General features: G+C 72.5%; 21 protein-coding genes. 13 read left to right on the top strand and 8 right to left on the bottom strand.

What is annotated here, in order from left to right; all coding sequences use genetic code 11:
• The first annotated feature begins 304 nt into the window (after window positions 1-304).
• Genes mbhE through mnhG form a run of 7 tightly spaced genes read left to right on the top strand, consistent with a single transcriptional unit; the run spans window position 305 to window position 6651 of the window.
• The gene (gene mbhE, locus NI17_RS13250; RefSeq protein ID WP_084012449.1) at window positions 305-2785 is read left to right on the top strand and encodes a hydrogen gas-evolving membrane-bound hydrogenase subunit E; all 2481 of its coding nucleotides are present in this window, start codon (window positions 305-307) and stop codon (window positions 2783-2785) included.
• Window positions 2786-2787: 2 nt separating this feature from the next.
• On the top strand, window positions 2788-3468 hold the full coding sequence (locus NI17_RS13245) for an MnhB domain-containing protein (RefSeq protein WP_068688902.1): 681 nt from the start codon (window positions 2788-2790) through the stop codon (window positions 3466-3468).
• Window positions 3465-3842 carry a sodium:proton antiporter gene (locus NI17_RS13240; RefSeq protein ID WP_068688903.1) on the top strand — a complete coding sequence of 126 codons (378 nt, stop codon included), beginning with the start codon at window positions 3465-3467 and terminating at the stop codon, window positions 3840-3842. The genes NI17_RS13245 and NI17_RS13240 overlap by 4 nt, the downstream gene beginning before the upstream one ends.
• Window positions 3839-5365 (top strand): Na+/H+ antiporter subunit D, encoded by a 1527-nt coding sequence (locus NI17_RS13235; RefSeq protein WP_068688904.1) that lies wholly within the window; start codon window positions 3839-3841, stop codon window positions 5363-5365. The genes NI17_RS13240 and NI17_RS13235 overlap by 4 nt, the downstream gene beginning before the upstream one ends.
• Window positions 5362-6036 carry a Na+/H+ antiporter subunit E gene (locus NI17_RS13230; RefSeq protein ID WP_068688905.1) on the top strand — a complete coding sequence of 225 codons (675 nt, stop codon included), beginning with the start codon at window positions 5362-5364 and terminating at the stop codon, window positions 6034-6036. The genes NI17_RS13235 and NI17_RS13230 overlap by 4 nt, the downstream gene beginning before the upstream one ends.
• Window positions 6033-6311, top strand: a complete 279-nt coding sequence (locus NI17_RS13225) for an MrpF/PhaF family protein (RefSeq protein ID WP_119267857.1) — start codon at window positions 6033-6035, stop codon at window positions 6309-6311. Before NI17_RS13230 ends, NI17_RS13225 begins: the two co-directional genes overlap by 4 nt.
• Window positions 6298-6651: a monovalent cation/H(+) antiporter subunit G gene (gene mnhG / locus NI17_RS13220; protein WP_068688906.1), complete on the top strand. Its 354-nt coding sequence runs from the start codon at window positions 6298-6300 to the stop codon at window positions 6649-6651. The genes NI17_RS13225 and mnhG overlap by 14 nt, the downstream gene beginning before the upstream one ends.
• A gap of 69 nt (window positions 6652-6720) precedes the next feature.
• Here mnhG and NI17_RS13215 read toward each other — a convergent pair whose 3' ends face one another.
• On the bottom strand, window positions 6721-9549 hold the full coding sequence (locus NI17_RS13215) for a glycosyl hydrolase (RefSeq protein WP_068688907.1): 2829 nt from the start codon (window positions 9547-9549) through the stop codon (window positions 6721-6723).
• Window positions 9550-9773: 224 nt separating this feature from the next.
• On the opposite strand from NI17_RS13215, the gene NI17_RS13210 reads away from it, so the two are divergent.
• Complete coding sequence (locus NI17_RS13210) at window positions 9774-11909, top strand: RecQ family ATP-dependent DNA helicase (RefSeq protein WP_119267856.1); 2136 nt, start codon at window positions 9774-9776, stop codon at window positions 11907-11909.
• A 20-nt stretch (window positions 11910-11929) separates the two neighbouring features.
• Here the strand turns inward: NI17_RS13210 and NI17_RS13205 are convergent, their stop codons facing one another.
• Entirely contained in the window at window positions 11930-12826 is an 897-nt protein-coding gene (locus tag NI17_RS13205) for a carbohydrate kinase family protein (protein WP_068688908.1), read from the bottom strand.
• Between the two features lie 225 nt (window positions 12827-13051).
• On the opposite strand from NI17_RS13205, the gene NI17_RS13200 reads away from it, so the two are divergent.
• The 4 genes from NI17_RS13200 (at window position 13052) to NI17_RS13185 (ending at window position 18630) form a co-directional block, all read left to right on the top strand.
• Complete coding sequence (locus NI17_RS13200; protein WP_068688909.1) at window positions 13052-15775, top strand: bifunctional acetate--CoA ligase family protein/GNAT family N-acetyltransferase; 2724 nt, start codon at window positions 13052-13054, stop codon at window positions 15773-15775.
• A 356-nt stretch (window positions 15776-16131) separates the two neighbouring features.
• Window positions 16132-16725: a DUF5998 family protein gene (locus NI17_RS13195; RefSeq protein WP_084012450.1), complete on the top strand. Its 594-nt coding sequence runs from the start codon at window positions 16132-16134 to the stop codon at window positions 16723-16725.
• Entirely contained in the window at window positions 16722-17912 is a 1191-nt protein-coding gene (locus tag NI17_RS13190; protein ID WP_068688912.1) for an alkaline phosphatase family protein, read from the top strand. The genes NI17_RS13195 and NI17_RS13190 overlap by 4 nt, the downstream gene beginning before the upstream one ends.
• A 64-nt stretch (window positions 17913-17976) precedes the next feature.
• On the top strand, window positions 17977-18630 hold the full coding sequence (locus tag NI17_RS13185; protein WP_068688913.1) for an MBL fold metallo-hydrolase: 654 nt from the start codon (window positions 17977-17979) through the stop codon (window positions 18628-18630).
• Window positions 18631-18649: 19 nt separating this feature from the next.
• Here the strand turns inward: NI17_RS13185 and NI17_RS13180 are convergent, their stop codons facing one another.
• From NI17_RS13180 to NI17_RS13165, 4 genes are all read right to left on the bottom strand, one after another.
• Complete coding sequence (locus NI17_RS13180) at window positions 18650-19150, bottom strand: DUF5709 domain-containing protein (RefSeq protein ID WP_068688914.1); 501 nt, start codon at window positions 19148-19150, stop codon at window positions 18650-18652.
• A 69-nt stretch (window positions 19151-19219) separates the two neighbouring features.
• Window positions 19220-21499 (bottom strand): CHAT domain-containing protein, encoded by a 2280-nt coding sequence (locus NI17_RS13175; RefSeq protein ID WP_243597509.1) that lies wholly within the window; start codon window positions 21497-21499, stop codon window positions 19220-19222.
• Window positions 21500-21750: 251 nt separating this feature from the next.
• Window positions 21751-22179 (bottom strand): hypothetical protein, encoded by a 429-nt coding sequence (locus NI17_RS13170; RefSeq protein ID WP_234401716.1) that lies wholly within the window; start codon window positions 22177-22179, stop codon window positions 21751-21753.
• Window positions 22176-22745, bottom strand: coding sequence for an RNA polymerase sigma factor (locus tag NI17_RS13165; RefSeq protein ID WP_084012451.1), 570 nt, complete (start codon window positions 22743-22745; stop codon window positions 22176-22178). The genes NI17_RS13170 and NI17_RS13165 overlap by 4 nt, the downstream gene beginning before the upstream one ends.
• A 213-nt stretch (window positions 22746-22958) precedes the next feature.
• Here NI17_RS13165 and NI17_RS13160 point away from each other — a divergent pair, with 213 nt between their 5' ends.
• Window positions 22959-23453, top strand: a complete 495-nt coding sequence (locus NI17_RS13160) for a DUF3145 domain-containing protein (protein ID WP_068688920.1) — start codon at window positions 22959-22961, stop codon at window positions 23451-23453.
• Window positions 23454-23538: 85 nt separating this feature from the next.
• On the opposite strand, the gene NI17_RS13155 is transcribed toward NI17_RS13160, so the two are convergent.
• Both NI17_RS13155 and NI17_RS13150 read right to left on the bottom strand, forming a co-directional pair.
• A complete protein-coding gene (locus tag NI17_RS13155; RefSeq protein WP_068688922.1) occupies window positions 23539-24033 on the bottom strand; it encodes a DUF1707 SHOCT-like domain-containing protein in 495 nt (164 codons plus the stop codon).
• A gap of 163 nt (window positions 24034-24196) precedes the next feature.
• Entirely contained in the window at window positions 24197-24640 is a 444-nt protein-coding gene (locus NI17_RS13150) for a DUF1707 SHOCT-like domain-containing protein (RefSeq protein WP_068688924.1), read from the bottom strand.
• Window positions 24641-24733: the final 93 nt, after the last annotated feature.

Below are 24733 nucleotides of genomic sequence, written 5' to 3'. Positions count from 1 at the left end.
GGGCGCGGAACGCCGCGGCGCGCGTCCAGTGAGATCAGACACCACGGTTCTTTCCGCTCGGGGGCACCCGGAGCCGTGGGGCACCGGTTTTCCCGCTCCCACCACTGTGAATACGGAGAGTGGCGATCTCCGGGGAGTGAAAGCGAAGGGGAAATAGTACACCCGGTTTCCGCTTCGTCAAGCCGGGGTGCTTGTAGTACCGGTAACCTTTGGGTATCTCGTCCGTCCAGCCACGCTTCACTCGCCCAGTTCGCTGCCCGGTGGTGGGAAGGCGCGCCTCCGGACCGACCGTTCATGGACGTCAATGCTGCTGCCCTTCGTCATCGCGATCCACGCGCTCACCGCCGTCGTGGCGCCGCCGCTGGTCCGCATCCTGGGGCCCCGTGCGTTCGCGGTGGCCGCACTGCCCCTGGGACTGACAGCGGTCTGGGCCCTGGTGCGGGCGCCCGGCATCATCCGGGGCCGACCGATCGAGGTCTCCGTCCCCTGGGCGCCGTCCCTGGGCATCCTCCTCGACTTCCGCGTCGACGCGCTCTCGGTGGCCATGGTGCTGCTGGTGTCCGGCGTGGGCTCGGTGATCTTCTGCTACGCCGCCGCCTACTTCCACCGGGGAGAACGCGCTCTGGGCCGCCTCGTCGGCGTCCTCGTGCTGTTCGCCGGGTCCATGTTCGGCGTGGTCACCGCCGACAACCTCTTCGCGCTCTACGTCTTCTGGGAACTGACCTCCGTCTCCTCTTTCCTGCTGGTCGCCCACGCCGACCAGCGGGAGAGCGCCCGGCGCGCCGCCACCCAGGCGCTGGTCACCACGGCCGGATTCGGCCTGCTCATGCTGGTCGGCTTCCTCCTCCTGGGCCACGTCGGCGGCACCTACCGCATCTCCGAACTGGTCGCCTCCCCGCCGACGGACAGCCCCTGGCTGCCCGTGGCCCTGGTGCTGATCCTGGCCGGAGCGTTCGCCAAGTCCGCCCAGGCGCCCCTGCACTACTGGCTGCCCGGGGCGATGGTGGCGCCCACACCGGTCAGCGCCTACCTGCACGCGGCGGCCATGGTCAAGGGCGGCGTCTACCTCGTCGCGCGTCTGGCCCCCGGATTCGCCGACGTCGACCCCTGGCGCCCGCTGGTCCTCTGCTTCGGACTGGCCACCATGATCCTGGGCGGCTGGCGGGCGCTGCGCCAGGACGACCTCAAACTCCTGCTCGCCTACGGAACCGTCAGCCAACTCGGCATGCTCACCGTGCTCGCGGGAGCCGGAACGCACACCGCCGCGGTCGCGGCCGTCGGCGTGCTGCTGGCCCACGGCCTGTTCAAGGCCGCGCTGTTCCTCACCGTGGGCGTCATCGACCACCAGGTGGGCACCCGCAGTATCAGCCGCCTCACCGGGCTGGGCCGCCGCATGCCGGTGCTGGCCGTCGCGGCCGCCCTGGCCGCCGCCTCCATGGCCGGGCTGCCCCCGATGCTGGGCTTCGTGGGCAAGGAGGCCGCGCTGGGGGCGTTCGTCCCCGGAGCCCAGCCCGGACCGGCCACTCCGGTCGCGGTCGCCGTACTCGCCGGTCTGGTTCTCGGCTCCCTCCTGACCTTCGCCTACAGCGCCCGGTTCCTGTGGGGGGCGTTCGCCGACAAGGACACCGTCTCACCGGTTCCCTTCTCCCCGCCCGGCCGCGCCTTCACCGCGGCGCCCGTCGCGCTCGCCGCGGCCGGACTGCTCCTCGGGGCCGCGGCCTCCCGCACGGTCGACCCGCTCGCCCAGGCCTACGCCGCACCGTTCACCGCCCCCGACGGCCACCCCCACCACCTGGCGCTGTGGCACGGGCCCACCCCGGCGCTGGCGCTGACCGCCCTGGTGGTCGCCGCGGGCGCGCTGCTGTTCTGGAGGCGCCGGGCCGTGACCCGCCTCCAGAACGCCATGCCGAACTGGTACGAGGCCGAGGCCGGGTACAACGCCGTGCTCGACGCCGTCAGGTGGACGGCCTTCCACGTCACCGGACGCACCCAGACCGGATCGCTGCCGGTCTACCTCGGCATCATCCTGGCCACCGTGCTGGCACTGCCCGGCCTCCGGCTGGTCACGGCGCTGGTCGGCGGCGAGGTGCCGGTTCCCACCGCCGGCGACGGCCTGCGCCTGTGGGACAACCCCCTGGAGGTGGTCGTCGCCCTCATCGTCACGGTCACCGCGGTGGCCACGGTGCGCGAACACCGCCGCTTCCCCTCGCTCATCCTGATCAGCACCCTGGGCTTCGGCGTCGCCGGACTGTTCGTGCTGCACGGCGCCCCCGACCTGGCGCTGACACTGGTCCTCGTCGAGACCCTCACCACGATCATCCTGGTGTTCGTGCTGCGGCGGCTGCCCGCCACCTTCACCACCCGCCCCAACGGCTGGCCGAAACGGCTGACCGTGCTCATGTGCGCCGCGGCCGGAACCTTCGCCGCCGCCTCGCTGTGGCTGATGGCGCACGCCCGCACCCACGAACCGATCTCGCTCGGATACACCGGCCGCGCCGCGGAGGCGGGCGGGGACAACCTGGTCAACATCATCCTCGCCGACTTCCGGGCGCTGGACACCCTCGGCGAGGTCGTGGTGCTGGCCACCGCCGCGGTCGCGGTCGCCTCACTCGTCCTGCTCAACCGGCGCGACCGCGTCGCGCGCGAGTCCGCCGCCGGAGCCGAGGAGGACGCCGCCGAGCTGATCCCCGAAGCGGCCCCCGGCGCGGGCGCGGCGGCGCCGGTCGTCGCTCCCGAGGCCTCCCGCCCCGACGACTCCCGCGGCCACGGCCCGAAGGAGGACTGACCATGCCCGCCGACCCTTCCCGAACCGGCCGCCCCCTCGTCGCGGGACCGGGCGCGCCCGACGACTCCAGCGGCCCGCCCGAGAGTTGGGAGGCGCCGCGCGAGCGCTGGCTGAGCACCGTGATCCGCCCGGCGTTCGGTCCGCGCTCGGTGCTGCTGGAGGTCGTCACCCGCCTGCTGATCCCCCCGATCCTGCTGTTCTCGGTGTTCCTGCTGGTCTCGGGCCACAACCAGCCGGGCGGCGGATTCGCCGGGGGACTCGTGGCCAGCATGGCCTACGTGCTGCGCTACATCGCCGGGGGCCGCCACGAACTCCTGGCCGGACTGCCGATGCGTCCCAACGGGCTGCTGGCCATCGGGACGCTGATGGGCTGCGCGACGGCGGGACTGCCGCTGCTGGCGGGCCGCCCCGTGTTCGACAGCGTCAAACGGGAGTTCACCCTCCCGGTGTTCGGCGAGGTCAAACTGCTCAGCGCGCTCCTGTTCGAGACGGGGGTCTACCTGATCGTGGTCGGCCTGGTCCTGTCCGTGGTCGCCGCCCTCGGCGCCCGCATGGAGGCCGAGGAGGAAGAGGCCCGCATCGAGAAGCGGGAACGGACCGCGCTCCTGCGCCGCCGCGCCGCCGCGCGGGCCGCGGCGCCCCCGCCCGCGCCCCCGACCACCGGGGAGGAGCCGCCGCGATGAGCACTCCCAGCCTCCTCCTCGTCGCCGCCGTGGCCGTCCTCTACTCCAGTGGCTTCTACCTGCTGCTGCAGCGCTCCCTCATGCGCGTGGTGTTCGGGATCATCATCCTCGGCCACGCCGCGAACCTCTCCCTGCTGCTCACCGACACGGCCATCACCCTGCCGCCGCTGCTCGGCGGAGAGCCGGGGGCGCAACTGTCCGACCCCCTGCCGCACGCGATGGCGCTGACCGCCATCGTCATCACCTTCGGCGTCACCACCTTCCTGCTGGCCCTGGCCTACCGGGTCTGGCTGGGCGACGAGAACGACGAGGTGCCCGACGACCTGGAGGACCGCCGCATCAGCCGACTGAGGGAACCGGAGGACTCCTCGTGAACGTCCTCCTCGCCGTGCCCCTGCTCGTGCCGCTGAGCGGGGCGGCGGTCACGCTGCTGCTGCGCCGCAACCCCCGCTCCCAGCGGATCACCAGCACGGTGACACTGGCCGCCGCCGTGGTCGCCGCCGCCCTGCTGCTGCGGCGCACCCACGACGGAACCGTCGTGACCACCCAGGCCGGAGCCTGGGAGGCCCCGCTGGGCATCACCCTGGTCGCCGACCCCGTGTCCGCGCTGCTGCTCCTGGTGTCCTCGGTGGTGCTGCTGATCGTGCTGCTGTACGCGATCGGCCAGGACATCGGCGGACTGAGCCGCGCCACTCCCCAGGTGTTCCACCCCGTCTACCTGGTGCTGACCGCGGGCGTGAACCTGAGCTTCGTCTCGGGCGACCTGTTCAACCTGTTCGTCGGCTTCGAGGTCATGCTGACCGCCAGCTACGCGCTGATCACCCAGGCCCCCACCCGCGCGCGGGTGCGCGCCAGCATGGTCTACACCACCGTCAGCCTCACCTCCTCGATCCTGTTCCTGACCGGCATCGCGCTGGTATACGCCCTGACCGGAACCGTGAACATGGCCGACGTCGCGGAGAAGCTCGGCGCGGCCCCGCCCGCCCTGCGCATGGTGCTGGCCCTGCTGTTTCTGGTGGTGTTCGGCATCAAGGCCGCGATCGTGCCCATGCACTTCTGGCTGCCCGACAGCTACCCGGTGGCGCTCACCCGGATCTCCGCGATCTTCGCCGCGCTGCTGACCAAGGTCGCGGTGTACGCCATCATCCGCACCCAGACCCTGCTGTTCGCGCGCGACGACACCTCCGCCGTCCTCATGGCGGTCGCCGTCGTCACGATGGTCGTCGGCATCCTGGGGGCGCTCGTGCAGTCCGACATCAACCGGATCATGTCGTTCGCCCTGGTCAGCCACATCGGGTTCATGGTCTTCGGACTGGCCCTCAACACCGTCGCCGGACTGGCCGGAGCCGTGGTCTACCTGGTGCACCACATCGTGGTCCAGGCGACGCTGTTCCTGGTCAACGGACTGATCCGGCAGTACGTCGGACACACCTCGCTCACCGACATCCGCGGACTGACCGCGGTGTCCCCGGCCCTGGCGGTGTTCTTCTTCCTGCCCGCGCTCAGTCTGGCCGGTCTGCCGCCCATGTCGGGATTTGTCGCCAAGGTCGCGCTGTTCGAGGCCGGAGTCGCCACGGGCGGCGCACTGGCGTGGGCCGGAGTCGCGGCGGGCGTACTGACCAGCCTGCTCACGCTCATCGCGGTCGTCCGTGTGTGGACCAGGGCCTTCTGGGGCACCCCGCGCCCCGACATGCTGGAGGCCCGTGAGCAGTTGCGCACCGGCTCCAACCGGGGCGGACTGCGGATCATGACCGCGACGACCGGGGCGATGGTCGCGGTCGGTCTGGCGGTGGCGCTCATGGCGGGACCGCTGACCCGCGTCGGCCTCACCGCCGCCGAGGGACTGCTGGACGGTGACGCCTACGTCGCCGCCGTGCTCGGAGAGGGGGCGCGATGACCGGGAGTCCGGGGACGGGTTCCAACGTGGTCCCCGCGGGGCGGCCGTGGCAGTACCGGCTGTCCGGACGGCTGCCCACGGTGGCCTGGCTGACCGTGATGTGGGTGGTGCTGTGGGGCGACCCCAGCCCCGGAACGGTCCTCGCGGGGGTGGCCGTGGCGTCGCTGTGCTACTCGGCGGCCAGACTGCCGCACATCCCCGTCCGGCTGGGATTCCGTCCGCTGCCCGCGCTGCGGCTGGCGGCCCGCGTCGGCTACGACCTGGTCTTCTCCAGCGTCCGGGTGGCCTTCCACGGACTGTGGCGGCCCGGACGTACCCACGGCGCCATCGTCGCGGTCCCCATGCGCACCGACTCCGACTTCCTGCTGGCGATGCTCAGCGCGCTGCTGTCCATGGTGACGGGGACCCTGGTGATCGAGCTCAACCGCAACCGGGGGGTGGTCTACGTGCACGGACTGCCCGTCAACGACACGGACGCGGTCGCCGGACTGCGCGCACAGGTGCGCCGCACCGAGGAGCTGCTGGTCCACGCCTTCGGCACGGCGGAGGACCTGGAGATGTTCCGGCGGCTCGCGCGGCTGCCCGCCGAGGAGGAGGCCGGGACGGCCGCGGCGCGCCGGGCGGCGCAGCGGGAGGCCGACGACGAACGGACGCGGAGGGAACAGGGTTGACCGTCTTGGACTACGCCTACGTCGCGACCTTCACCATGCTCGGAGTGGGGGTGTTGCTCGTGCTCTACCGGCTGGTGCGGGGGCCGTCGGTGCTGGACCGCATCGTCTGCCTGAACGCGGTCTCGGTGCTGGTGGTCAGCGCCATCACGGTGGAGGCCGCGGTGCGCGGCGACACCGCCTACATCGGGCTGATGGTGACGGTCGCGCTGCTGGGGTTCGTCGGCACGCTGACGGCCGCCCGATTCGCGGAGAGGCGCGCCCATGACCGCGGCTGACTGGATCACCGCCGTACTGCTACCGCTGGGCGCGCTGTTCGCGCTGGTCGGCACGGTCGGCCTGGTGCGTTTCCCCACTCTGCTGGGGCGGATGCACGCGGCCACCAAACCCGACACCGTCGGCCTGTTCCTGCTGCTGCTGGGGGCGGCCTTCCAACTTCCCGACCTGCGGTCGGCCGCGCCGCTGGCGCTGGTGGCGCTGTTCCAGGCGGTGACGGTCCCCGTGCTCACCCAGACCCTGGGGCGGGTCGCCTACAGCCGCGGCGAGACCGACGAGGAGTACCTGGTGACCGACGAGCTGGCTGAGGCGGTGGAGCGCGCCAGGAAGGACGCCGAGTGACCGGCCGCCCGCCGCCCCCGTGGTGGGGGCGGCGGGCGGCCGTGTTCCGGATCGGGGCACCGGGTCCGGTCAGTCCTCGAACGGGACGGTCAACACGGCGGCCTGCTCCCCGTCGGGGGCGCCGGTGCGCACCTGGGACGCCTGGTGGCCCAGGGCGCTCCACAGTTCCAGTCGGACGGTCCCGCCGTCGAGGTCGCCGAAGTCGCCGGTGCCGGATCGGAGGCCCTGGGTGTGGGAGTAGGTCTCCCAGCCCGGCAGGTCGTTGGTGGCGAAGTAGTGGTAGGTCTCGACCCGGTCGAAGGAGCCGTCGCCGTCCAGGTCGTAGGAGACGCGGGCCTGTACGGCGTTGGCCACCGAAGCGCCCGAGTCCACCGGGAGGGTGAAGCGGGTGCTCTGCCCGGTGAAGTCCCCGCTGACCCCGCTGATCTCGAACACCGCCGGGTTCGTCGGGGTGCCGTCGTGGTTGGCGCCGCCCGCCGCCGGGATGTCCACACTGCTCTCAGCGGGGTTCGCGCTGGTCGACAGGGTGCCGTCACCGAGGTGGAGGACGCCGTCGCCGATCCCGGACCCGGGATCGGGGTCGGGTCCGGGATCGGGGTCGGGGTCGGAGCCGCCGTCTCCCCGGCCGGTGGCCAGCTGCCCCGGCTGTACGGTCAGCGTCGCGCCGTCGGAGAAGGCGACGGTGATCGGCCGGTCGGTGGCGTTGAAGGCCGTGTAGGTGCGCGTGCCGCCGTCGGTGAACACCGCGTAGTGCGGGGTGTCGGCGGTGACGGAGGCATCGACCGTGCCGACCTCGGCGAGGGCGGACAACCACTGGTAGGTGTGCGCCTTGGAGGAGCCCGACTCCGGTTCGTAGGAGCGCCACTGGGACTCGAAGGCGGTCAGCGCCGCGTCGGGGTCGGACAGCGCCTGGTGCGCCCAGTGGATGTCGCGCCACGTCTCGGGCTGGCGGCCCAGTTCGGCCACCAGGGACCGGTGCATGGCCGCGGCGTGGTCGGTGTCGTGGCCCAGGTAGAGCGAGCCCGCGGTGATCGGCAGGTAGTTGATTCCGTACAGCTCCTCGGTGGTGCCGTCCCACCAGATCCGGTGGTCGCCGCCGTCGCCCCAGACCATGCCGACGACGTCGTGGGAGTAGTCGTCGGGGAAGGTGTCGCCGTCGGAGTTCTGCCAGTAGCGGCTCATCGCCGAGGCCTGCGTGGTGTGCATGTAGACGCCGACGTCGCGCAGTTCCTCGTCGCCCAGCAGGGAGCCCAGCAGGGCGGTGCTGGCGGCGAAGTGCATGGCCTCCGACGAGGACTCCTGGTTGTTGCCGGCGGCGAACCCGGCGTGCCCGGAGGCCCAGCCGTGCCCGGCGTAGGGGGAGAAGGACCGCATCCAGGGGAAGCGCTCGTCGTCGCGGTCGGGGTTGTTGGCGTCCCGGAGCACCGTCTCGACCATGGGGCCCCACCGGTCCGCGCCGATCCAGGCGCGGTCGTAGCGGGCGATCGTGGCCGCCGCGGTGACGAAGTAGCCGTAGTGGAAGTCGTGGTCGTTGAGCTCGGTGTCGGCGCCGAAGCTGGAGGGGAACCCGATCAGGGTGTTCCACTGCTCGTCGTAGTAGAACCGGGCGTCGTCTCCCGCGCCTTCGGCGGTGAGCCAGTCCTCCATTCTGCTCCTGAGCAGGTCGAGCAGCGCGTCTCGGCCCGAGTCGTAGCCGATCGAGTCGGCGATCGGCACCAGTTGGGCCAGGCGTCCCAGCGCCTTGCCGGTCCAGTAGGTGTCGGTCGCCCCCTTCCACGGGTCGGCGGCGTCGAGTTCGGCGTCGATCAGCGTGCGCAGCCTCTGGTGGTCGGCCGAGTCCACGGTGGGCAGGTTCGGCAGGATGCCCCGCGTGGTCAGTTCCGTGGTGAAGTGGTCGCCTTCCACGACCCGCATCGGCCCGCGCGGCGAGGCGTACTCCAGGTCGGTCAGCGGGGTGCGGGTCTCCTTCCAGTGGTGCGGGTACAGCGCCAGCAGGGTGCCCCGGGCGGAGCCCTCCCTGGCCTCGGTGGTCACGCCGTACCTGCTGGTCAGGGTGGCGGAGTCCGGGTCGTAGTCGTAGGTCAGCCTGCTGTCGGTGACGAAGGAGTAGGCGTAGGGGGCGTAGGTGTCGAAGTCGGCGGGGTCGGGCAGGGCCGCGACCGAGGCGTATCCCGCACCGCCGACGTCGGCGGTGAGCACCGTGCCCGACCCCGACCAGGCCGTCCCGGAGGGCGCGAACAGGGCGTAGTGGCGGCCGTTGACGGTCACGCCGACGGCGCTGCCGGAGCGCCGCCAGACGGTGGGCTGGGCGGTGAACTCCACGCGCACCGGTCCGCCGGAGACGTCGGCGTAGACGAAGGGCAGGCCCTGGCCGATGGTGGTACGCAGTTGCCGGGAGCCGTCGGACAGGTCGGCGGTGACGGTCCAGTCGCCGTATCCGGCGACCTCGGCCGCGGGGGCGTCGAGGCCCTGGACGCCCAGGACGAGGTCGGGGGAGTGGGGGTACTGGTACTTCAGGCCGTCGGCGACGATCTCCGGGGAGTCGGGGTGGCCGATCTCCAGGCCGCCGGCGCGGGCCTTGAAGGACAGCGGGTGGGCGTACAGGTTCTCGCCGTAGGGGTTGTCCGGGTAGCGCTGGAAGATCAGCGAGGACCACCAGTCGTTGGTGGCGACCGGCTGGTCGAAGTCGTCGGTGACCTTCGGGGCGACGGGGGCGCCGGTGTTGTCGCTGGGACCGGACTCTCCGGCGGGCAGCGTGGTGGTGTAGCTTCCGGCGCCGAGTCGGACCTGTGCCGCGGCCGGAGCCGACTGGAGGGTGAGGACCGCGCCGCAGACGAGGGCGGCGGTTGTGGCGGAGGCGGTCGCGCGCCACCACCGGGATCGGGGTGCATGAGACATGGGACAGCCTTCTTGTCCGGGGAGAGGGCGGAAAAAGGACTGTGGGCGACACCTGATGGGAGCGATCCCAAAACATGAGACAGGGATTCATTACTTTCTGTCAACGTTCGGCTACGGCGATGTTACGTTTCTGTTATCCGGATACTCATCGGACCCCAGCGCTTCTCCACAGCCGTCCGCCGCGTCCGAAGACCCACCGCCCGCGGTCTGGTAGGCAGGAGGACATGGCCACACCAGCACTCCCCGACACCGACTCCGCCCTGCGCGAGGCCGCCGAGACCCACCTGCGCGCGCTCGCCGGAGCGAACGCGCGACTGCGCGAGGACCAGTGGCGCGCCGTGCGCGCCCTGGCCGCCCAGCACCGGCGCGTGCTGATGGTGCAGCGCACCGGCTGGGGCAAGTCCGCGGTCTACTTCGTGGCCACCGCGCTGCGCCGCGCCGAGGGAGCCGGGCCCACCGTGATCATCTCCCCGCTGCTGGCCCTGATGCGCAACCAGATCGCCGCGGCCGAACGCGCCGGAATCCGCGCCCACACCATCAACAGCGCCAACACCGAGGAGTGGGAGCGCACCTACGCCGCCGTGGCCTCCGGCGAGGTCGACGTGCTCCTCGTCAGTCCCGAACGCCTCAACCACCCCGAGTTCCGCGACCGCGTCCTGCCCGAACTGGCGGCCGGCGCCGGACTGGTGGTCGTCGACGAGGCCCACTGCGTCTCCGACTGGGGGCACGACTTCCGTCCCGACTACCGGCGCATCCGCACCCTGCTGGACGAACTGCCCCCCGGCGTCCCGGTGCTGGCCACCACCGCCACCGCCAACGAGCGGGTCACCCGCGACGTCGCCGAGCAACTGGAGACCGGCGACGAGCACCCCACCCTCGTGCTGCGCGGCAGCCTCGACCGCGAGAGCCTGCACCTGGGCGTGGTGCGCCTGCCCGACAACGCCGACCGCCTCGGCTGGCTCGCCCAGAACCTCGACCGGCTCCCCGGATCGGGGATCGTCTACACCCTCACCGTCGCCGCGGCCACCGAGACCGCCGCCTTCCTCACCGAACGCGGACACGACGTGCGCGCCTACACCGGGCAGACCGACCCGCAGGAACGCGCACGCGCCGAGGACGACCTGCTGGCCAACCGCACCAAGGCCCTGGTGGCCACCAGCGCCCTCGGCATGGGCTTCGACAAACCCGACCTGGGATTCGTGGTGCACCTGGGGGCACCGCAGTCACCGGTCTCCTACTACCAGCAGATCGGCCGCGCCGGACGCGGCCTGCCCCGCGCCGAGGCGGTCCTGCTGCCCGGCAGGGAGGACCGCGAGATCTGGAGGTACTTCGCGGGCCTGGCGTTTCCCGCGGAGGAGACCGTGCGCCACACCCTGCGGGTGCTCGCCGACGCCGCGGGCCCCCTCTCCCTGCCGCGCCTGGAGGCCAGGGTCGACCTGGGCCGCGGCAGACTCGAACAGATGCTCAAGGTCCTCGACGTCGACGGCGCGGTACGCCGGGAGCGCGGCGGCTGGACCGCCACGGGACGCCCCTGGACCTACGACGCCGCCCGCTACGCCGCCGTCGCCGCCGCACGGGAGACCGAGCAGCGCGCCATGCTCGACTACATCGCCACCGACGGCTGCCGCATGGAGTTCCTCCGCCGCCAGCTCGACGACCCCGAGGCCGAACCGTGCGGCCGCTGCGACAACTGCACCGGACACACCTGGTCCGCCCGCGTCGACACCGCCCAGCGCCGGGCCGCCACCGCACACCTGGACCGGCCCGGTGTGGCGGTCGAACCGCGCAAACGGTGGCCCACCGGAATGGCCGAGCTGGGCGTGGACCTCTCCGGGGCCATCCCGGCCGAGCAGCGCGCGGCGGAGGGCCGCGCCCTGGCCCGCCTCACCGACATCGGCTGGGGCACCGTGCTGCGCCGCCTCCTCGCCGAGGACGCCCCCGACGAACCCGTCGGCGACGAGGTGTTCCAGGCCGTGGTCGCCGTTCTGGCGGCCTGGCCGTGGGAGCGGCGCCCCGCCGGAGTGGTGGCGATGCCCTCACGGCGCCGCCCCCGCATGATCACCGCCCTGGCCCGTCGCCTGTGCGAGGTGGGCAGACTGGTCCCGGTCGGCACGATCGGCTACCGCGATCCCGACGGCGCGGGTCCCCGGCGCCACAACAGCGCCCAGCGACTCGCGTCGCTGTGGCACGCCTTCACCCTCGACCCCGCCCTGCGGCAGCGGCTGACCGCGCTCGACGGCCCGGTCCTGCTGGTCGACGACCAGGTCGACACCGGATGGACCCTCACAGTGGCCGCGGCCCGCCTCCGCGAGGCGGGCGCCTCCGCCGTCCTGCCGCTGACCCTGGCCAGCCGGACGTGACCCCCGGCGGTTGCGGGCGGTCAGTCCAGGTCGGGGCGGGCGCCCGGCTGGTGCAGGGCGCGGGCGGCCAACCGCTGGGCGTTGACCAGCGCCTCCTTGGGGTGCTTGCCCGCCAGCCACGGCGGCAGGAAACCCGCGATGAAGGCGTCGCCCGCGCCGATCGAACCGGGGGAGGGCTCGACGGGCTCGGCGGGTACGTGCAGCGTGCCCTCCCGGGCCTTCGACGCCCACAGCGCACCCTCGCCGCCCAGCTTGATCACGATGTTGGGATACCAGGCGGTCAGCACCTTCGCCGCGGCCTCCGGATCGTCCCGTCCGGTCAGCACGGCCGCCTGCTCCTGGTTGGCGAACAGCAGCCGGGCCCCGCCGGTCCAGTCCAGGAACGCCTCGGCGCCGGCCCGCTCCAGCGGGGCGTGCGAACCGCCGTCCACCGAAATGGACATCCCGCTCTCCCGGGCCAGCCGCAGCGCCACCCGGGCCGCCCGGCGCGAGCCCTCGTTGATCAACGTGTAACCGGACACGTGCAGGTGCCCGTCCGGGCCGAACAGGTCCCGCGGCAGGTCCTCCGGCTGCAGCGCGGCGTTGGCCCCCGGGTCGCTGAGCATCGTGCGGTCGCCCCGGTGCGTGATCATCACGACACACGTACCGGTCGGACGCTCCGGATCCATGACCATTCGGGCGTCGATGCCGTACCCCATGAGCTCCATCTCACGGGTGCGCCCGGTGATGTCGGAGCCGCGGCGGCCGACCAGTGCGGTGTCGGTGCCCTCGACCGCGAGCCACGCGGCCACGTTCGCGCCTGAGCCGCCCCCGTAGGTGGCCACCGAAGCGGGGGTGTCGCTGCCGCGGGCCAGAGGGTAGAAGGCCCGCGCGACGGAATCGGTCATGAGGTCGCCGACTACGACTACTCGCGTCATGAGTCACTATCCTTACCGACCGGGTGGCGCGTGTGTTCTCAACGCGCTCTGAGACGTTAACAGGTTCAGAGCGCGTCGCGGATAACGAATCCGAAGGACCGGCAGAGACACCCCGCCCAGCCGCTCCGGTCGCCCGCACCGCACCCCCCGCCCGGCCCGGGGACATCCGACGTTTCGCGGCGATAATCCCCCATATCGGGGAGCAACTCGTCTACCCTCGCAATCGTGCAGTCATACCCCAAGCACTGGGAAGCGGACGTCGTGCTGACCGACGGCGGCACCGCTCACATCAGGCCGATCACTCCCGACGACGCCGACATGCTCAGGGAGTTCCACTCCCGGCTCTCGCCGGAGACGATCTACTACCGGTTCTTCGCCCCCTACCCCAAGCTCTCCTCCCGTGACGTGGCCAGGTTCACCACGGTCGACTACGAGGAGCGGGTGGCCCTGATCGCCACCATCAGCGACGCCATGGTCGCGGTGGTGCGCTACGACAAGGTCGGGCAGGACGAGGCCGAGGTCGCCTTCGTCGTGGAGGACGCCCACCAGGGACGCGGAATCGCCTCGGTGCTGCTCGAACACATCGCCGCCGCCGCCCGCGAACGCGGCGTCCGGCGGTTCATCGCCGACGTGCTCCCGGAGAACCGGCGGATGATCAACGTCTTCCGGGAGGCGGGCTACACCGCCCAGCAGACCTTCGACGAGGGAGTCATCCGGCTCACCCTCGACCTGGAACCCACCGAGGTCTCCCTGGGGGTGATGCGCGCCCGCGAACAGCGCGCCGAGTCGCGCTCCATCGCCCGACTGCTGTTTCCCCGGTCGGTCGCGGTCATCGGCGCCAGCCGCACCGCCCACACCATCGGACAGACCGCGCTGCGCAACCTCCTCAACGGAGACTTCCGTGGACCGGTCTTCCCGGTCCACCCCGAGGCCAAGGCCGTGGCCGGGGTGAGGGCCTACCCCAGCGTCCTGGACATCCCCGACCCGGTGGACCTCGCCGTCGTCGCGGTGCGCGCCGACACGGTCGTCGACGTGGTCGACCAGTGCGCGCGCAAGGGCGTGCACGGCCTCGTCGTGGTCAGCTCCGGATTCGGCGAGGCGGGCCCCGAGGGGCGGGAGCGCCAGGAGCAGTTGGTGCTCGCCGCACGCGCCGCCGGAATGCGCGTGGTCGGACCCAACTGCCTGGGCGTGGCCAACACCGATCCGAAGGTCTCCCTCAACGCCACCCTCTCCCCGCACCTGCCCCCGCGCGGACGCATCGGCTTCTTCTCCCAGTCCGGCGCGCTGGGCCGGGCCATCCTCGAACGCGTCGCCCAGCGCGGCATGGGGCTGTCCACCTTCGTCTCCGCGGGCAACCGCGCCGACGTCTCCGGCAACGACCTGCTGCAGTACTGGGAGGAGGACCCCGCCACCGAGGTCGTCCTGCAGTACCTGGAGTCCCTGGGCAACCCCCGCAAGTTCACCCGGCTGGCCCGCCGCCTGGCCCGCAACAAGCCGGTGGTCGTGGTCCGCAGCGGAGGCTCCGTGCGCGGTGTGCCGACCGGGCACGCCGCGGGCACGCTGGCCCTGCCCGACTACGCGGTGACCTCCCTGTTCGAGCAGTCCGGGGTCGTGCGGGTGGAGGACATCACCCAGATGTTCGACGTGGCGCAACTGTTCGCCTACCAGCCCCTGCCCCGGGGACACCGGGTCGGCATCATCGGCAACTCCGCGTCCCTGGAACTGCTGGTCAAGGACGCCTGCGTGCGCGCCTCGCTGCGCCCGAACGAACCGGTGGACCTCGGCCCCAACGCCACCGACCAGGACTTCGCCGACGCGCTCGACGCGGCCCTGGCCGACGACTCGGTCGACTCGCTGGTCGTGGTGTTCATCCCCGCGCTGGCCCCCATCTCCAGCGGCGTCGCCGAGGTGATGCGCGAGCGGTCGGCGCGCTCCACCAAGCCGATCGTCACCGCCTACCTGGGGTACCAGGGAATCCCCGAGGAGTTGCGGCTGGTCGGGGCGGACGGCGAGACACTGCGCGGATCGGTGCCGTCCTACCCCGCGCCCGAGGACGCCGTCCGCGCGCTGGCGCACGCCACCCGGTACGCGCTGTGGCGGAAGCGGCCCCACGGACGCCACCCCGAACTGTCCGACATCGACAGCGCCCGCGCCCGCGCCCTGATCACCAGGGCCCTCGCCGAAGCCGAGAAGTCCGGGACCGCCGCGCACTCCATCTGGTTCACCAGTGAACCCGTGCACAACGAGGAAGCCGCGATCCCCGCCGAAACCGCCAGGGAGCTGCTGGGCTGCTACGGCATCCACGTCGAGCCGTACATCCCGGTCGGCTCCGCGGAGGAGGCGGCGGCCGCGGCCGAGAAGGTCGGCTACCCGGTCGTCGTCAAAGCCAACTCACCCGACCTGCGGCTGCGTGCCGGGGGCCGCGGCATCCGCCTGGAACTGCACTCCGCGGAGGAGGTGCGCGTCGCCTACACCGCGCTGCACGAACGGCTCGGCGGCGACGCGATGCTCGTGGTGCAGCGCATGGTCGCCCCCGGTGTGCCCACGGTGATCCGCGCGGGGGAGAACCCCTCGTTCGGGCCGGTGGTCGCCTTCGGGTTGGCCGACGTCACCGCCGAACTGCTCGACGACCGCGCCTACCGGTTGGCGCCTCTCACCGACACCGACGCCACCGACCTGGTCCACGCCGTGCGCTCCTCGACGCTGCTGTTCGGCCTGCCCGCGGGCACCTCGTCCCTGGCCGAACAGCCCGACGTCGAGGCCCTCGAAGACGTCCTGGTCCGGGTCTCCCGGATGGTCGACGCGCTTCCCGACGTCGCCCACGTGGACCTCGACCCCGTCATCGTCAACTACACCGGAGCCCACGTCATGGGTGCCAGGGTCTGGCTGCGTGAGGCACCCGAGATGCGGCCCGACGCCGGACCGCGGCGACTGCGCGTGCCGTTCTGACCCCGAACCGCCCGGCCTCACATCGGCTCGGGCCGCGGTGGCGGCTCGGGATCGGGCATCGGCCGCTCCGGCGGCACCGGTCCGGGAGCGGGAGGCTCCGGCTCCGGCGGGACCGGAGCGGGGCCCGGACGTTCCGGCTCGGGCGGGACGGGGCCGGGAGCGGGAGGCTCCGGCTCGGGCGGGACGGGGCCGGGCTCCTGCGGCTTCGGTTCCGGTCCCGGCGGTTCCGGGACCGGCGGGAACGTGGCCTTCATAGCCCTACCACTGCCCGGCCCGGCCACCGGTACACACTGAGGTGTCGTCCACAGGTTCGATTCGAGGTGCGTGCGGTCGGTTCGAGAGGGCAGGATGGATGCATGAGGAAAACGCGTGCTGTGTCCACCGACTGGCGTCTGGAGATCGAGCGCAGCGGATACTACCCCGGGCTCGTGATCGACGCCGTGGCCACCACTCTCGGCACCGAAACGGCCGAGGCCTTCGTGGTGCACCACGAGGCCACCTTCGACCCGGGGATGGAGGTCCGCCGACACATCAGCGTGCTGCTGCTCACCGGCACCCGCCTCATCGTCTGCCACACCGACGAGCATCCGCCCGCGGCCTCCGACAGTCGGCCGCACGCCTCCACCACCACGGACTCCATCAGGCTGGACAACATCCAGTCCGTCGCGCTCACCCGCATCGTCCCCGACCCCGCCGCCTACGTCCCCGGCACCCTGCCCAGCGAAGCCGTGCTGAGCATCAGCCTCGCCGTGAACTGGGGCTCCATCGCCCACATCGACCTCGAACCCGCCGCGTGCGCGGACGAGAACTGCGAACTCGACCACGGCTACACCGGCGCGGTCACCGCCGAACCCCTCACCCTGCGGGTGAGCCAGGCCGCCGACGGCGCCGACGCGGTCGCCAACCTGCTCGGCTTCGCCCAGTCGCTGTCGGAGGCCACCGCCCGATGACCGCGGCGCACCGCCCGCGACAGCAGGAGCCCGCCCCCGACGGCCCACTGGGGGTCCCCCGCTACGGGACGGCCTCGCTGGCCGACCTCGGCCCGTCGGTCCTGGCCTCGCTGGGAGTTCCCGGCGAGGCCAACGTCCTCGGCCTGGCCCCCGCGCGCCGCGCCTGCGTCCTCCTGGTCGACGGCCTGGGATGGGAGGCGCTGCTCGCCAACCGCGGGCACGCTCCCTTCCTGGCCTCCCTTCTCGAAGCGGCGGCGACCCCCATCACCTCGGGGTTCCCCAGCACCACCGCCACCTCCCTCGCCACGTTCGGAACCGGCGCCGCCCCCGGCGGCCACGGCGTCTTCGGTTACCAGGTGGCGCTTCCCCACGACGGCACGGTGTTCAACCACCTGCGCTGGTCGGCCGACGTCGACCCGGTGGTCTGGCAGCCGCACCGCACCACCTACCAGCGGGCCGAGGCCGCGGGGGTGGCCACCGCCTACATCGCGGCCGGAGCCTACGAGGGCGGCGGCTTCACCCGGGCCTCCGCACGCGGCAGCCGCTACGTCCCCGCGGACACCGCCACCGAACTCGTGGTCGGGGCCGAGGCCGCCCTGAGCGCCCACGAACGCGCCTACCTGTTCGTCTACCACTCCGAACTCGACCTCTTCGGGCACCTGTACGGGGTGGACTCCCCCCACTGGCGGCACCACCTCGGCCAGGTGGACCGGCTCGCCGAGCAGTTGGCCTCCGTACTGCCCGCCGACGCCGTCCTCTACGTCACCGCCGACCACGGCATGGTCGACACCGGTCCCCACAGCCGGATCGACGTGGAGGGCGACCCGGACCTCGCCGAGGGAGTCCGGGTCCTCGCGGGAGAACCCCGCGCCCGACAGGTCTACACCCGGCCGGGCGCGGAGACGGACGTGCTCGCGGCCTGGCGGGAACGGCTCGCGGGCCGCGCCACCGTGGTGTCCCGGGCCGAGGCGGTCGAGTCGGGCTGGTTCGGACCGGCGCACACCGTCAACCGCGACCTCCTGCCACGCGTCGGCGACGTCCTGGCCGTCGCGCGCGGCGACACCGCGCTGGTCGCCCCCGCCGTGGAGCGCGTCGAGTCCCGACTCGTCGGACACCACGGCTCGCTCACCCCCCAGGAACTGCACGTGCCGCTGCTGCGCACCGGCCCGGCGGGAGGACTCGGCTGACCCCGCCGTGCGCGGCACGGGACACACCGTTGGGCCGCCCGTCCCCAGCGGGCACAATGGGAACGTGCCTTACACCGGAGACACGCACGTCGGGGGCCCCGCCGACGTGCGGCAGCTATCTGAACTGACCATCAGCAAACTCGCGGTCGGCCCGATGGACAACAACGCCTACCTGCTGCGCTGCAGGCGCACCGGCGAAGGGGTGCTCATCGACGCGGCCGACGAGGCCGACCGCCTCCTCGACCTGGTGGACGGCGGCGGCCTGGCCCGGGTGATCACCACCCACCGCCACCAGGACCACTGGCGTGCCCTGGCCGACGTCGTGGGAGCCACCGGCGCGCGGACCGTCGCCCACCCCGCCGACGCGGAGGAACTCCCGGTGTCCACCGACGAGCCGGTGGAGCACGGCGACACCGTCGCGGTGGGCGCGTGCACGCTGTCAGTGATCCACCTGCGCGGACACACCCCCGGCTCCATCGCCCTGCGCTACGACGACCCCTCCGGCCACACCCACCTGTTCACCGGCGACAGCCTCTTCCCCGGAGGAGTGGGCAGGACCTGGAGCGACGCGGACTTCCGCAGCCTGCTCGCCGACGTGGAGACCCGCATCTTCGACCAGTTCGACGACGACACGTGGGTCTACCCCGGGCACGGCAGGGACACCACCCTGGGAGCGGAGCGCCCCAACCTCCCCGAGTGGCGCGAACGCGGCTGGTAGCGGACGGCGTCGCCCCGCGTCACGGCTCCCCGTGTTCGCGGACGGCGCGCTCCTCAGGACTCAGCCCGCCACGGTCCAGCCCCACCTCGTCGGCGGTCGACTCGGCCTCCCGGTCGGGGTGGGCGCCCCGGTCCTCGGCGACCAGCCGCCCCGCCGAGGGCGCCCCCTCGGCCGTCCCCTGGGGTTCCGGCTCCCCCTCCCGCTCCCAGACGTCGGGCTCCTCCCGGGACAGCGCGACATCCATCGGCTCACCGGCCTCCTTCTCCGTACCGGTGGTGCCGAACTCGTTCATCGCGGTGGGCCGGTCGTTGGGCAGGGTGATGTCCTCGGTGGTGTCCGCCAACGCGGGCTGACCGGCCTCCTCCCAGTCGGCGTCCAGCGCGTTGATCGGGTCCTCCATGCGGTCGTGGTGGGTCTCCTCCAACGAGGAGGGCTGGTCGTCCGACATCGTGGTGCTTTCGTCGATGTCCTCCGGCGTGGTGGTCAGGTCTTCCCTGCGGTCGTGACGGTTCTCAGCCATGACCGACCCCTACCACCGGCTCCGCCGATCATGCCCCCCAGGGCGTCAAGCCGCCACCGAAACCGGAGGTCATCCCGCCCCGAAGCACACAAAACCGGTGGCGGCCAGGTGCTCGGCGACCACGGCGGCGGGCGCGGCCCCCGCCAGCAGCGCGCTGTGGGCGCGCACCATCGCCGCGGCGGTGGCCCCGTCGGGTACCGGAAGCACACTCGCGAGCACCGTGGCGCTGCCGCGGGCCAGCAGGGCCGCCGCCATCCCCAGGGGAAGCCCCGACGCGGTGGGCGCGGACCGTCCCGTGTCGCACGAGGACAGCACCACCAGGGAGGGCAGCCGGCGCACCCGCTCCACGTCGTAGGCGAACAGCGGGCCGTCGGCGAGCCACAGTCCGGTGCACATCGGTGCGCCGCCCGACGCGAAGCCGTGCGCGCCGATGTGCGCGAGGTCGGCGCGCGCCAGGTGGCGCAGCACCGTGCGGGAGCACGCCGCGGCCCCGGTGACCGTCCGCGCCCCCCGGTGACGGCGGGCCACCGCCCTGATCTCCGCCTCGGCCGCCGCCAGCCGGGGGCCCGCCACCAGCAGAACCCGGGGACGCTCCCGGCGCGTCCGGCGTGCCCGGTCACGGCAGCGCAGCCACGCCCGCCCCGAGGGGGCGACGCTGACCGGTCGGCCCCGCAGCCCCGGCAGCAGGCCCCACGGAAGGGTCTGGGTGTTCGGTCCGGGAACCACCACCAGGTCGCGGTCGCCGACCGCCGCGGCCACGGGCGCCACCAGGAGCCGGTCCACGGCCGCGGCCCGTTCGGCCAGCAGCCGGGCCGTCTGGGGGCGTGGTGTGACCGCGTGCAGTCGGGCCAGATGCTCGAAGGCGGCGACGGCGTCGCCGATCGTCCGGGCGTCGGGAAGCTCGTGGAGCCGCGCCCGGCCGTCGACCAGGGTGATCGCCGCGGGAACCCCGTCCGGTTCCGGGTAGTGGACCAGGGCGCGGGAGCCGAGCCCGCGGGCCAGGCGGTCCAGCAGCTCCCCGCCCGGCGCGGAAGGAGCGGGAGGCCGTCGGCGGCAGCACGGATGCCACTGGCCCACCGCGAGTTCGACCTCCAGACGGGCCAGCTCGCGGTGGTCCTCCGCGGAACCGGACTCGGCGAAGGCGGCGTGCGCGCGGCGGTAGCGGTCCAACAGCGCCGTCCACTCCCGGTTCTGACAGGTGTGGGCCTCGGTGGTGAGCGCACGGGACCGCTCCGACCAGAGCAGCGCGGCCGCGGCGTTGCCCGCCCTCAGCGCCGCGGCGACGTCGCCCAGTGCCCGCGTCGTGTCCGGAGAGCCCACGTGCGCGGCCAGTTCCAGGTGCGGGGTGGCGGTGCGGGAGGACGGGGCCCTCGATGGGCGGCCCGGAGCGGGACGCGGCGCCACCGGCGCGCTCCCGGGCGGCCGTGAGATCTGCTCCGCAGCGCGCAGCCACGACGAGTCGGCGCCGAAGAGGTGCCGGAGCCGCCGGACCGCGGCCTCGGCCGCCGCGGTGTCGGCGTGCCCCACCGCCAGCTTCAGCGACAGCAGTTCGGTCAGCGCGCGATCGGCTCCGCCGCCGCGCGCCGGACCGAGGGAGCGACGCAGAACCCCCGCCTCGCGGAGCATTCCGGCGTCGGCGAGGGCGTGGGCGCGGTCCAGCACGAGCGCGGGGTGCCGCGTTCCCGCGCCCAGCAGCGGTGCCGCGGCGTCGAACCGCTCCATGGCCAGCGCGGTGTCTCCACGGGAGGCGGCGAGGCAGCCCAGGTTCTGGGTGATGGCGGCGCCCAGCCGCCGCAGCGAGTACTTCTCGGCCAGTGCCAGCCCCTCGTGCAGGACCTCCTCGGCCTCGCCGAACCGCTCGGTGTGCACCAGCGCCAGTCCCTGGCTGCACAGCAGTCCGGGAAGCAGTCGCGGGTCGGAGGAGGAGCGGAAGGCGGGCTCGGCCGCCGCGAAAGCGGCCAGAGCGTCGGCGAAACGGCCGCTCTGGCAGGCCGCCACGCCACGGCCCAGCAGGGTGAAAGCCGAAACGCGGAAGGGAGAGGGGGGAAGTGTGCCGCATTCGTCTCCGCGCCGGGCCGCAACTCCGAGCCGGGAGGCCCGCGCCATCGCGGCCTGGTCCGGCAGACCGGCCCGTACGGCGACGGAGACCGCCGAGTCCAACCGCTTCCGGGCCTCGTCGACCAGGCCCAGTTCGTAGGCGGCGAGCCCGCTCACCCGGAGGGCGGACGCCCGCGTCCGCGGGTCGACGGGCCTCCTCAGCAGCCGGTCGGCCCGCCGCCGTGCCTCGGCGGGGTCGCGTGCTACCAGTGAGACGGGCAGGTTCCTGGAGGGCCGGTGCGGGTCCGCCATGCGTTATCGCCTTCCGTGGGGGATCGGTCGGAGGAATAACGGGGCAACGAATATGGACACTCCACACGGACATCCGTTCATCGGGTGCGGAGTGCGTTTCTCGAAAACAGCACACCCAGTAATAGCAGTATCGCCCACAGAATGCGAGAGGTGGCGAAATAACTCCCGTTCCATCGCACGGTGAAGCATTTTCCGGAAAACAGGGGAATGGGGACTGATGCCGCTTTACGGGGGATTTGCGGACTGCCGGGTCACAGCACGGTCCAGGGCACCGCCAGCGGAGGGATCGCGGAGTCGGCCGGGGAGCAGACGAGACTGACCGGACCGCGGGGAACCGAACGCACCACGAAAGCTCCGCCCGGATCGCTGGGGTGCGAGGAGACGCCGTCGGCGCGCCGCAGCTCCGCGGTGAACCGGACCGCGGGGATCAGTTGGCCCGCCAGGTCGCAGACGTCGCCGCGGACCGTGACGTGCAGGTGCAGTTCCAGTTCGCCCACGCCGAAGGCGAGCAGGCGCGGCCCCGACGCGGGCCCCCGGCGCAACCCGGGGACCGGATCGGTCGCCGAGTCGGTCAGCAGGGCGGCGGGCGCCGCGTCGGGACGGCGCATCCGGTAGGCGGCCCGGGCCGCGGCCAGAACCTCCTCGGGGGGAGGCTCCGGAGGCACGGAGTCGGCGGTCAACGGTCCTCCTCACGCTTGAGCAACCGGTGGAGGCGTCGGCGGACACGGCGCCGCACCCGGGGAAGGTCCTTGGCGGGCACGCCGGCCAGCCGGGCCACCTCCGTCGGCGGCAGACCGGGACGGTACAGGTCCAGCCGCGCCACCTCGCTCTCGGGGGAACCCAGCCGCGCCAGCGCCGAACGCACCCGGTCGACATCCTCGGCCACCAGCCGGACGGACTCGGGCGTGCGGTGGTCGGGAGCGTCCAGCTCCTCGGCGGGAAACGGCCGGACCCGCCCACGAATCCGCAGGTGGCGGCGGCACTCGTTGTGAGTCACCGTCGCCAGCCACGACCCCAGGCGTTCGGGGTCGCGCAGCCGGGTCAGGTACTCGGCGAGATTGCACAGAACTGTTTGGGTTATGTCCTGCGCGTCGTGGAAGGGGAGGGAGTATGAACGCGCGATCCCCCAGACCAACCCCGAGTACCGGTCCAGGAGCGCGTCCCAGGCGTCCTCGTCGTTCTGCGCGGCGCGCCGGACGAGTTCCTTGACACAAGCAGCCTTGCGGGTCTGGCCACTCAAGGGCACCCCCAGTAAAATCACACATCCGGCCACGCCTGGAGAAACACGGTAACCGTCGGGCCCGCGGGATGTGGACCTTTTGGCGTTTTCGGTCCTCGTCAACCTGGTGCTGCTGATGTACATGGGACACAATGAGAAGAGGAGAAGACCCAGCACGGACATCTCCTCTGGGGGTACGAGGGCGTCGGGGAAGCGCACTCGTTCGTATCAGGAGGTTCGGTGTCCGCACGTGGCGTCTTGTACGTCCACTCCGCGCCCGCGGCGCTGTGTCCCCACGTCGAGTGGGCGGTCGCGGGCGTTGTTGGCGTACCTGTGAAACTGGACTGGGAACCGCAACCGGCGGCTCCCAGCACCTATCGCGCAGAACTCAACTGGCAGGGAGCGCCCGGTCTGTCCGGCGCGATCGCCTCGGCCCTCAGGGGCTGGCAGCGGTTGCGCTACGAGATCACCGAGGACGCCACCCCCGGTTGTGACGGGGTGCGCTACAGCTACACCCCCACGCTCGGGTTCTTCAGCGCCGTGACGAGCGCCTCGGGAGAGGTGCTGGTCTCCGAGGCCCGCATCCGCGACGCCATGGAGCGCTCCGCCGCCCACGGGCTCGACCTCGCAGAGGAGCTCGACAAACTGCTGGGACGCGCCTGGGACGAGGAACTGGAGCCGTTCCGCTACGCGGGCGACGGCGCCCCGGTGCGGTGGCTGCACGCCACCGGCTAGCCGGGCCCGCTCGGCGGGCCGTTCCCGGCCCGTGGCCGCCCGCAGCCCCGGAGGCCCGCCGAACAGGCCCCGAGCCTCCCCGGGCTCAGTCCGGGCCGGAGCCGCGCCCGTCGCCGGAACGCTCGGCGGAGCGTCCCCGGCCCCTGCCCCCCGATCCGCTGACGGCGTTGACCGCGGTGATGATCAGCATGAACGACAGCGGCCATGCGGGCCAGAAGGTCAGAAGCTGCCCGGCCCCCACGCTGCTGACCGCCCAGACCCCGATCAGGATGATCGAGATTCCCGCGAATCCGCGCCACGGTTCCAGCCGTTCCCGCCAGCCCCGCACGGGGGTGTTGGCCGCGCCGACCTCGGCGAGATCGACCGGGGCGTCCGCGGAACCGGGGGCGGCGGGCAGGTCGTCGGTCAGCCGAGCGAGTTCGCCCATGGTCTTGGCGCCCATCGCCGCGGAGAGCCGCTCGTCGTATTCGGTCAGGTCCAAACGGCCCTCCGAAAGGGCATGAGCCAGCCTTTCCGCCGTGGCGTCCCGGTCGGCGTCGGAGGCGCGCATCCGCTCCGCGGGAAGGTGGTCGTCGTCCATGTCCGCCCTCATTCCTATCCGTAAACCAACTTGGGGACCGCCGGAAACGGGAACTCCCTTCGGAGGAACCCGAAAGCAGCGGGTCACGATCCGATGGCGCCGGGAGGCGCACTCCGGTCATTCCCGGCGAGCGCGCCGGAGCCCCCTCATACTCGGACGGATTTCAGCGGCGGCGGGATTCATCGTTCGGCCACACGGCGGCGGCCAGGAGGATCGCGGCCCAGACGCCCAGCGGAATCAGCGGCCAGAACGGCAGCAACACCCCACCGATGATGCTGGTGACTCCCCAGATACTGCCCATGATGATCGCGCCGCCCAGCCACCACCGCCACTCGTCGACCCACTCGCTCCACGAGGAGGCGGCGGGCACGGGTTCACGGGAATCGGTGGTGGCGACCTCGTCGCGGGAGGGCTCGGGCAGGTCGGCGACCAGCGGCGTGAGATCGCCGACGACCACGGCGTTCATCGCGAGGGTCAGCCTGCGGTCGTACTCGACCAGGTCGAGGCGGCCTTCGGTCAGCGCGACCGCGAGACGCTCCGCGACGGCGTCCCGGTCGGCGTCCGAGGCGCGCATCCGCCTCGGCGGAACACGGTCTTCGTCCTGCATCCCCTTTTCCCCCTTCGCGCGACCGATGGGGTCCCAATCACGATACGTCGGGATGCCGGGGGAGAACAGCAGCCGCCGGTGCCCCGCGTCGCC

Origin of the sequence: Thermobifida halotolerans, assembly GCF_003574835.2 — a bacterium.
GTDB lineage: Bacteria > Actinomycetota > Actinomycetes > Streptosporangiales > Streptosporangiaceae > Thermobifida > Thermobifida halotolerans.
The sequence above is the reverse complement of the archived record's forward strand: the minus strand, read 5'-3'. Positions and strand labels throughout refer to the sequence as shown.

Excerpts from the sequence above, each read along its gene's own strand:
- mbhE (WP_084012449.1), top strand. The coding sequence starts at position 305 with ATGCTGCTGCCCTTCGTCATCGCGATCCACGCGCTCACCGCCGTCGTG.
- NI17_RS13245 (WP_068688902.1), top strand. The coding sequence starts at position 2,788 with ATGCCCGCCGACCCTTCCCGAACCGGCCGCCCCCTCGTCGCGGGACCG.
- NI17_RS13240 (WP_068688903.1), top strand. The coding sequence starts at position 3,465 with ATGAGCACTCCCAGCCTCCTCCTCGTCGCCGCCGTGGCCGTCCTCTAC.
- NI17_RS13230 (WP_068688905.1), top strand. The coding sequence starts at position 5,362 with ATGACCGGGAGTCCGGGGACGGGTTCCAACGTGGTCCCCGCGGGGCGG.
- mnhG (WP_068688906.1), top strand. The coding sequence starts at position 6,298 with ATGACCGCGGCTGACTGGATCACCGCCGTACTGCTACCGCTGGGCGCG.
- NI17_RS13215 (WP_068688907.1), bottom strand. The coding sequence starts at position 9,549 with ATGTCTCATGCACCCCGATCCCGGTGGTGGCGCGCGACCGCCTCCGCC.
- NI17_RS13210 (WP_119267856.1), top strand. The coding sequence starts at position 9,774 with ATGGCCACACCAGCACTCCCCGACACCGACTCCGCCCTGCGCGAGGCC.
- NI17_RS13205 (WP_068688908.1), bottom strand. The coding sequence starts at position 12,826 with ATGACGCGAGTAGTCGTAGTCGGCGACCTCATGACCGATTCCGTCGCG.
- NI17_RS13195 (WP_084012450.1), top strand. The coding sequence starts at position 16,132 with ATGAGGAAAACGCGTGCTGTGTCCACCGACTGGCGTCTGGAGATCGAG.
- NI17_RS13190 (WP_068688912.1), top strand. The coding sequence starts at position 16,722 with ATGACCGCGGCGCACCGCCCGCGACAGCAGGAGCCCGCCCCCGACGGC.
- NI17_RS13180 (WP_068688914.1), bottom strand. The coding sequence starts at position 19,150 with ATGGCTGAGAACCGTCACGACCGCAGGGAAGACCTGACCACCACGCCG.
- NI17_RS13175 (WP_243597509.1), bottom strand. The coding sequence starts at position 21,499 with ATGGCGGACCCGCACCGGCCCTCCAGGAACCTGCCCGTCTCACTGGTA.
- NI17_RS13155 (WP_068688922.1), bottom strand. The coding sequence starts at position 24,033 with ATGGACGACGACCACCTTCCCGCGGAGCGGATGCGCGCCTCCGACGCC.
- NI17_RS13150 (WP_068688924.1), bottom strand. The coding sequence starts at position 24,640 with ATGCAGGACGAAGACCGTGTTCCGCCGAGGCGGATGCGCGCCTCGGAC.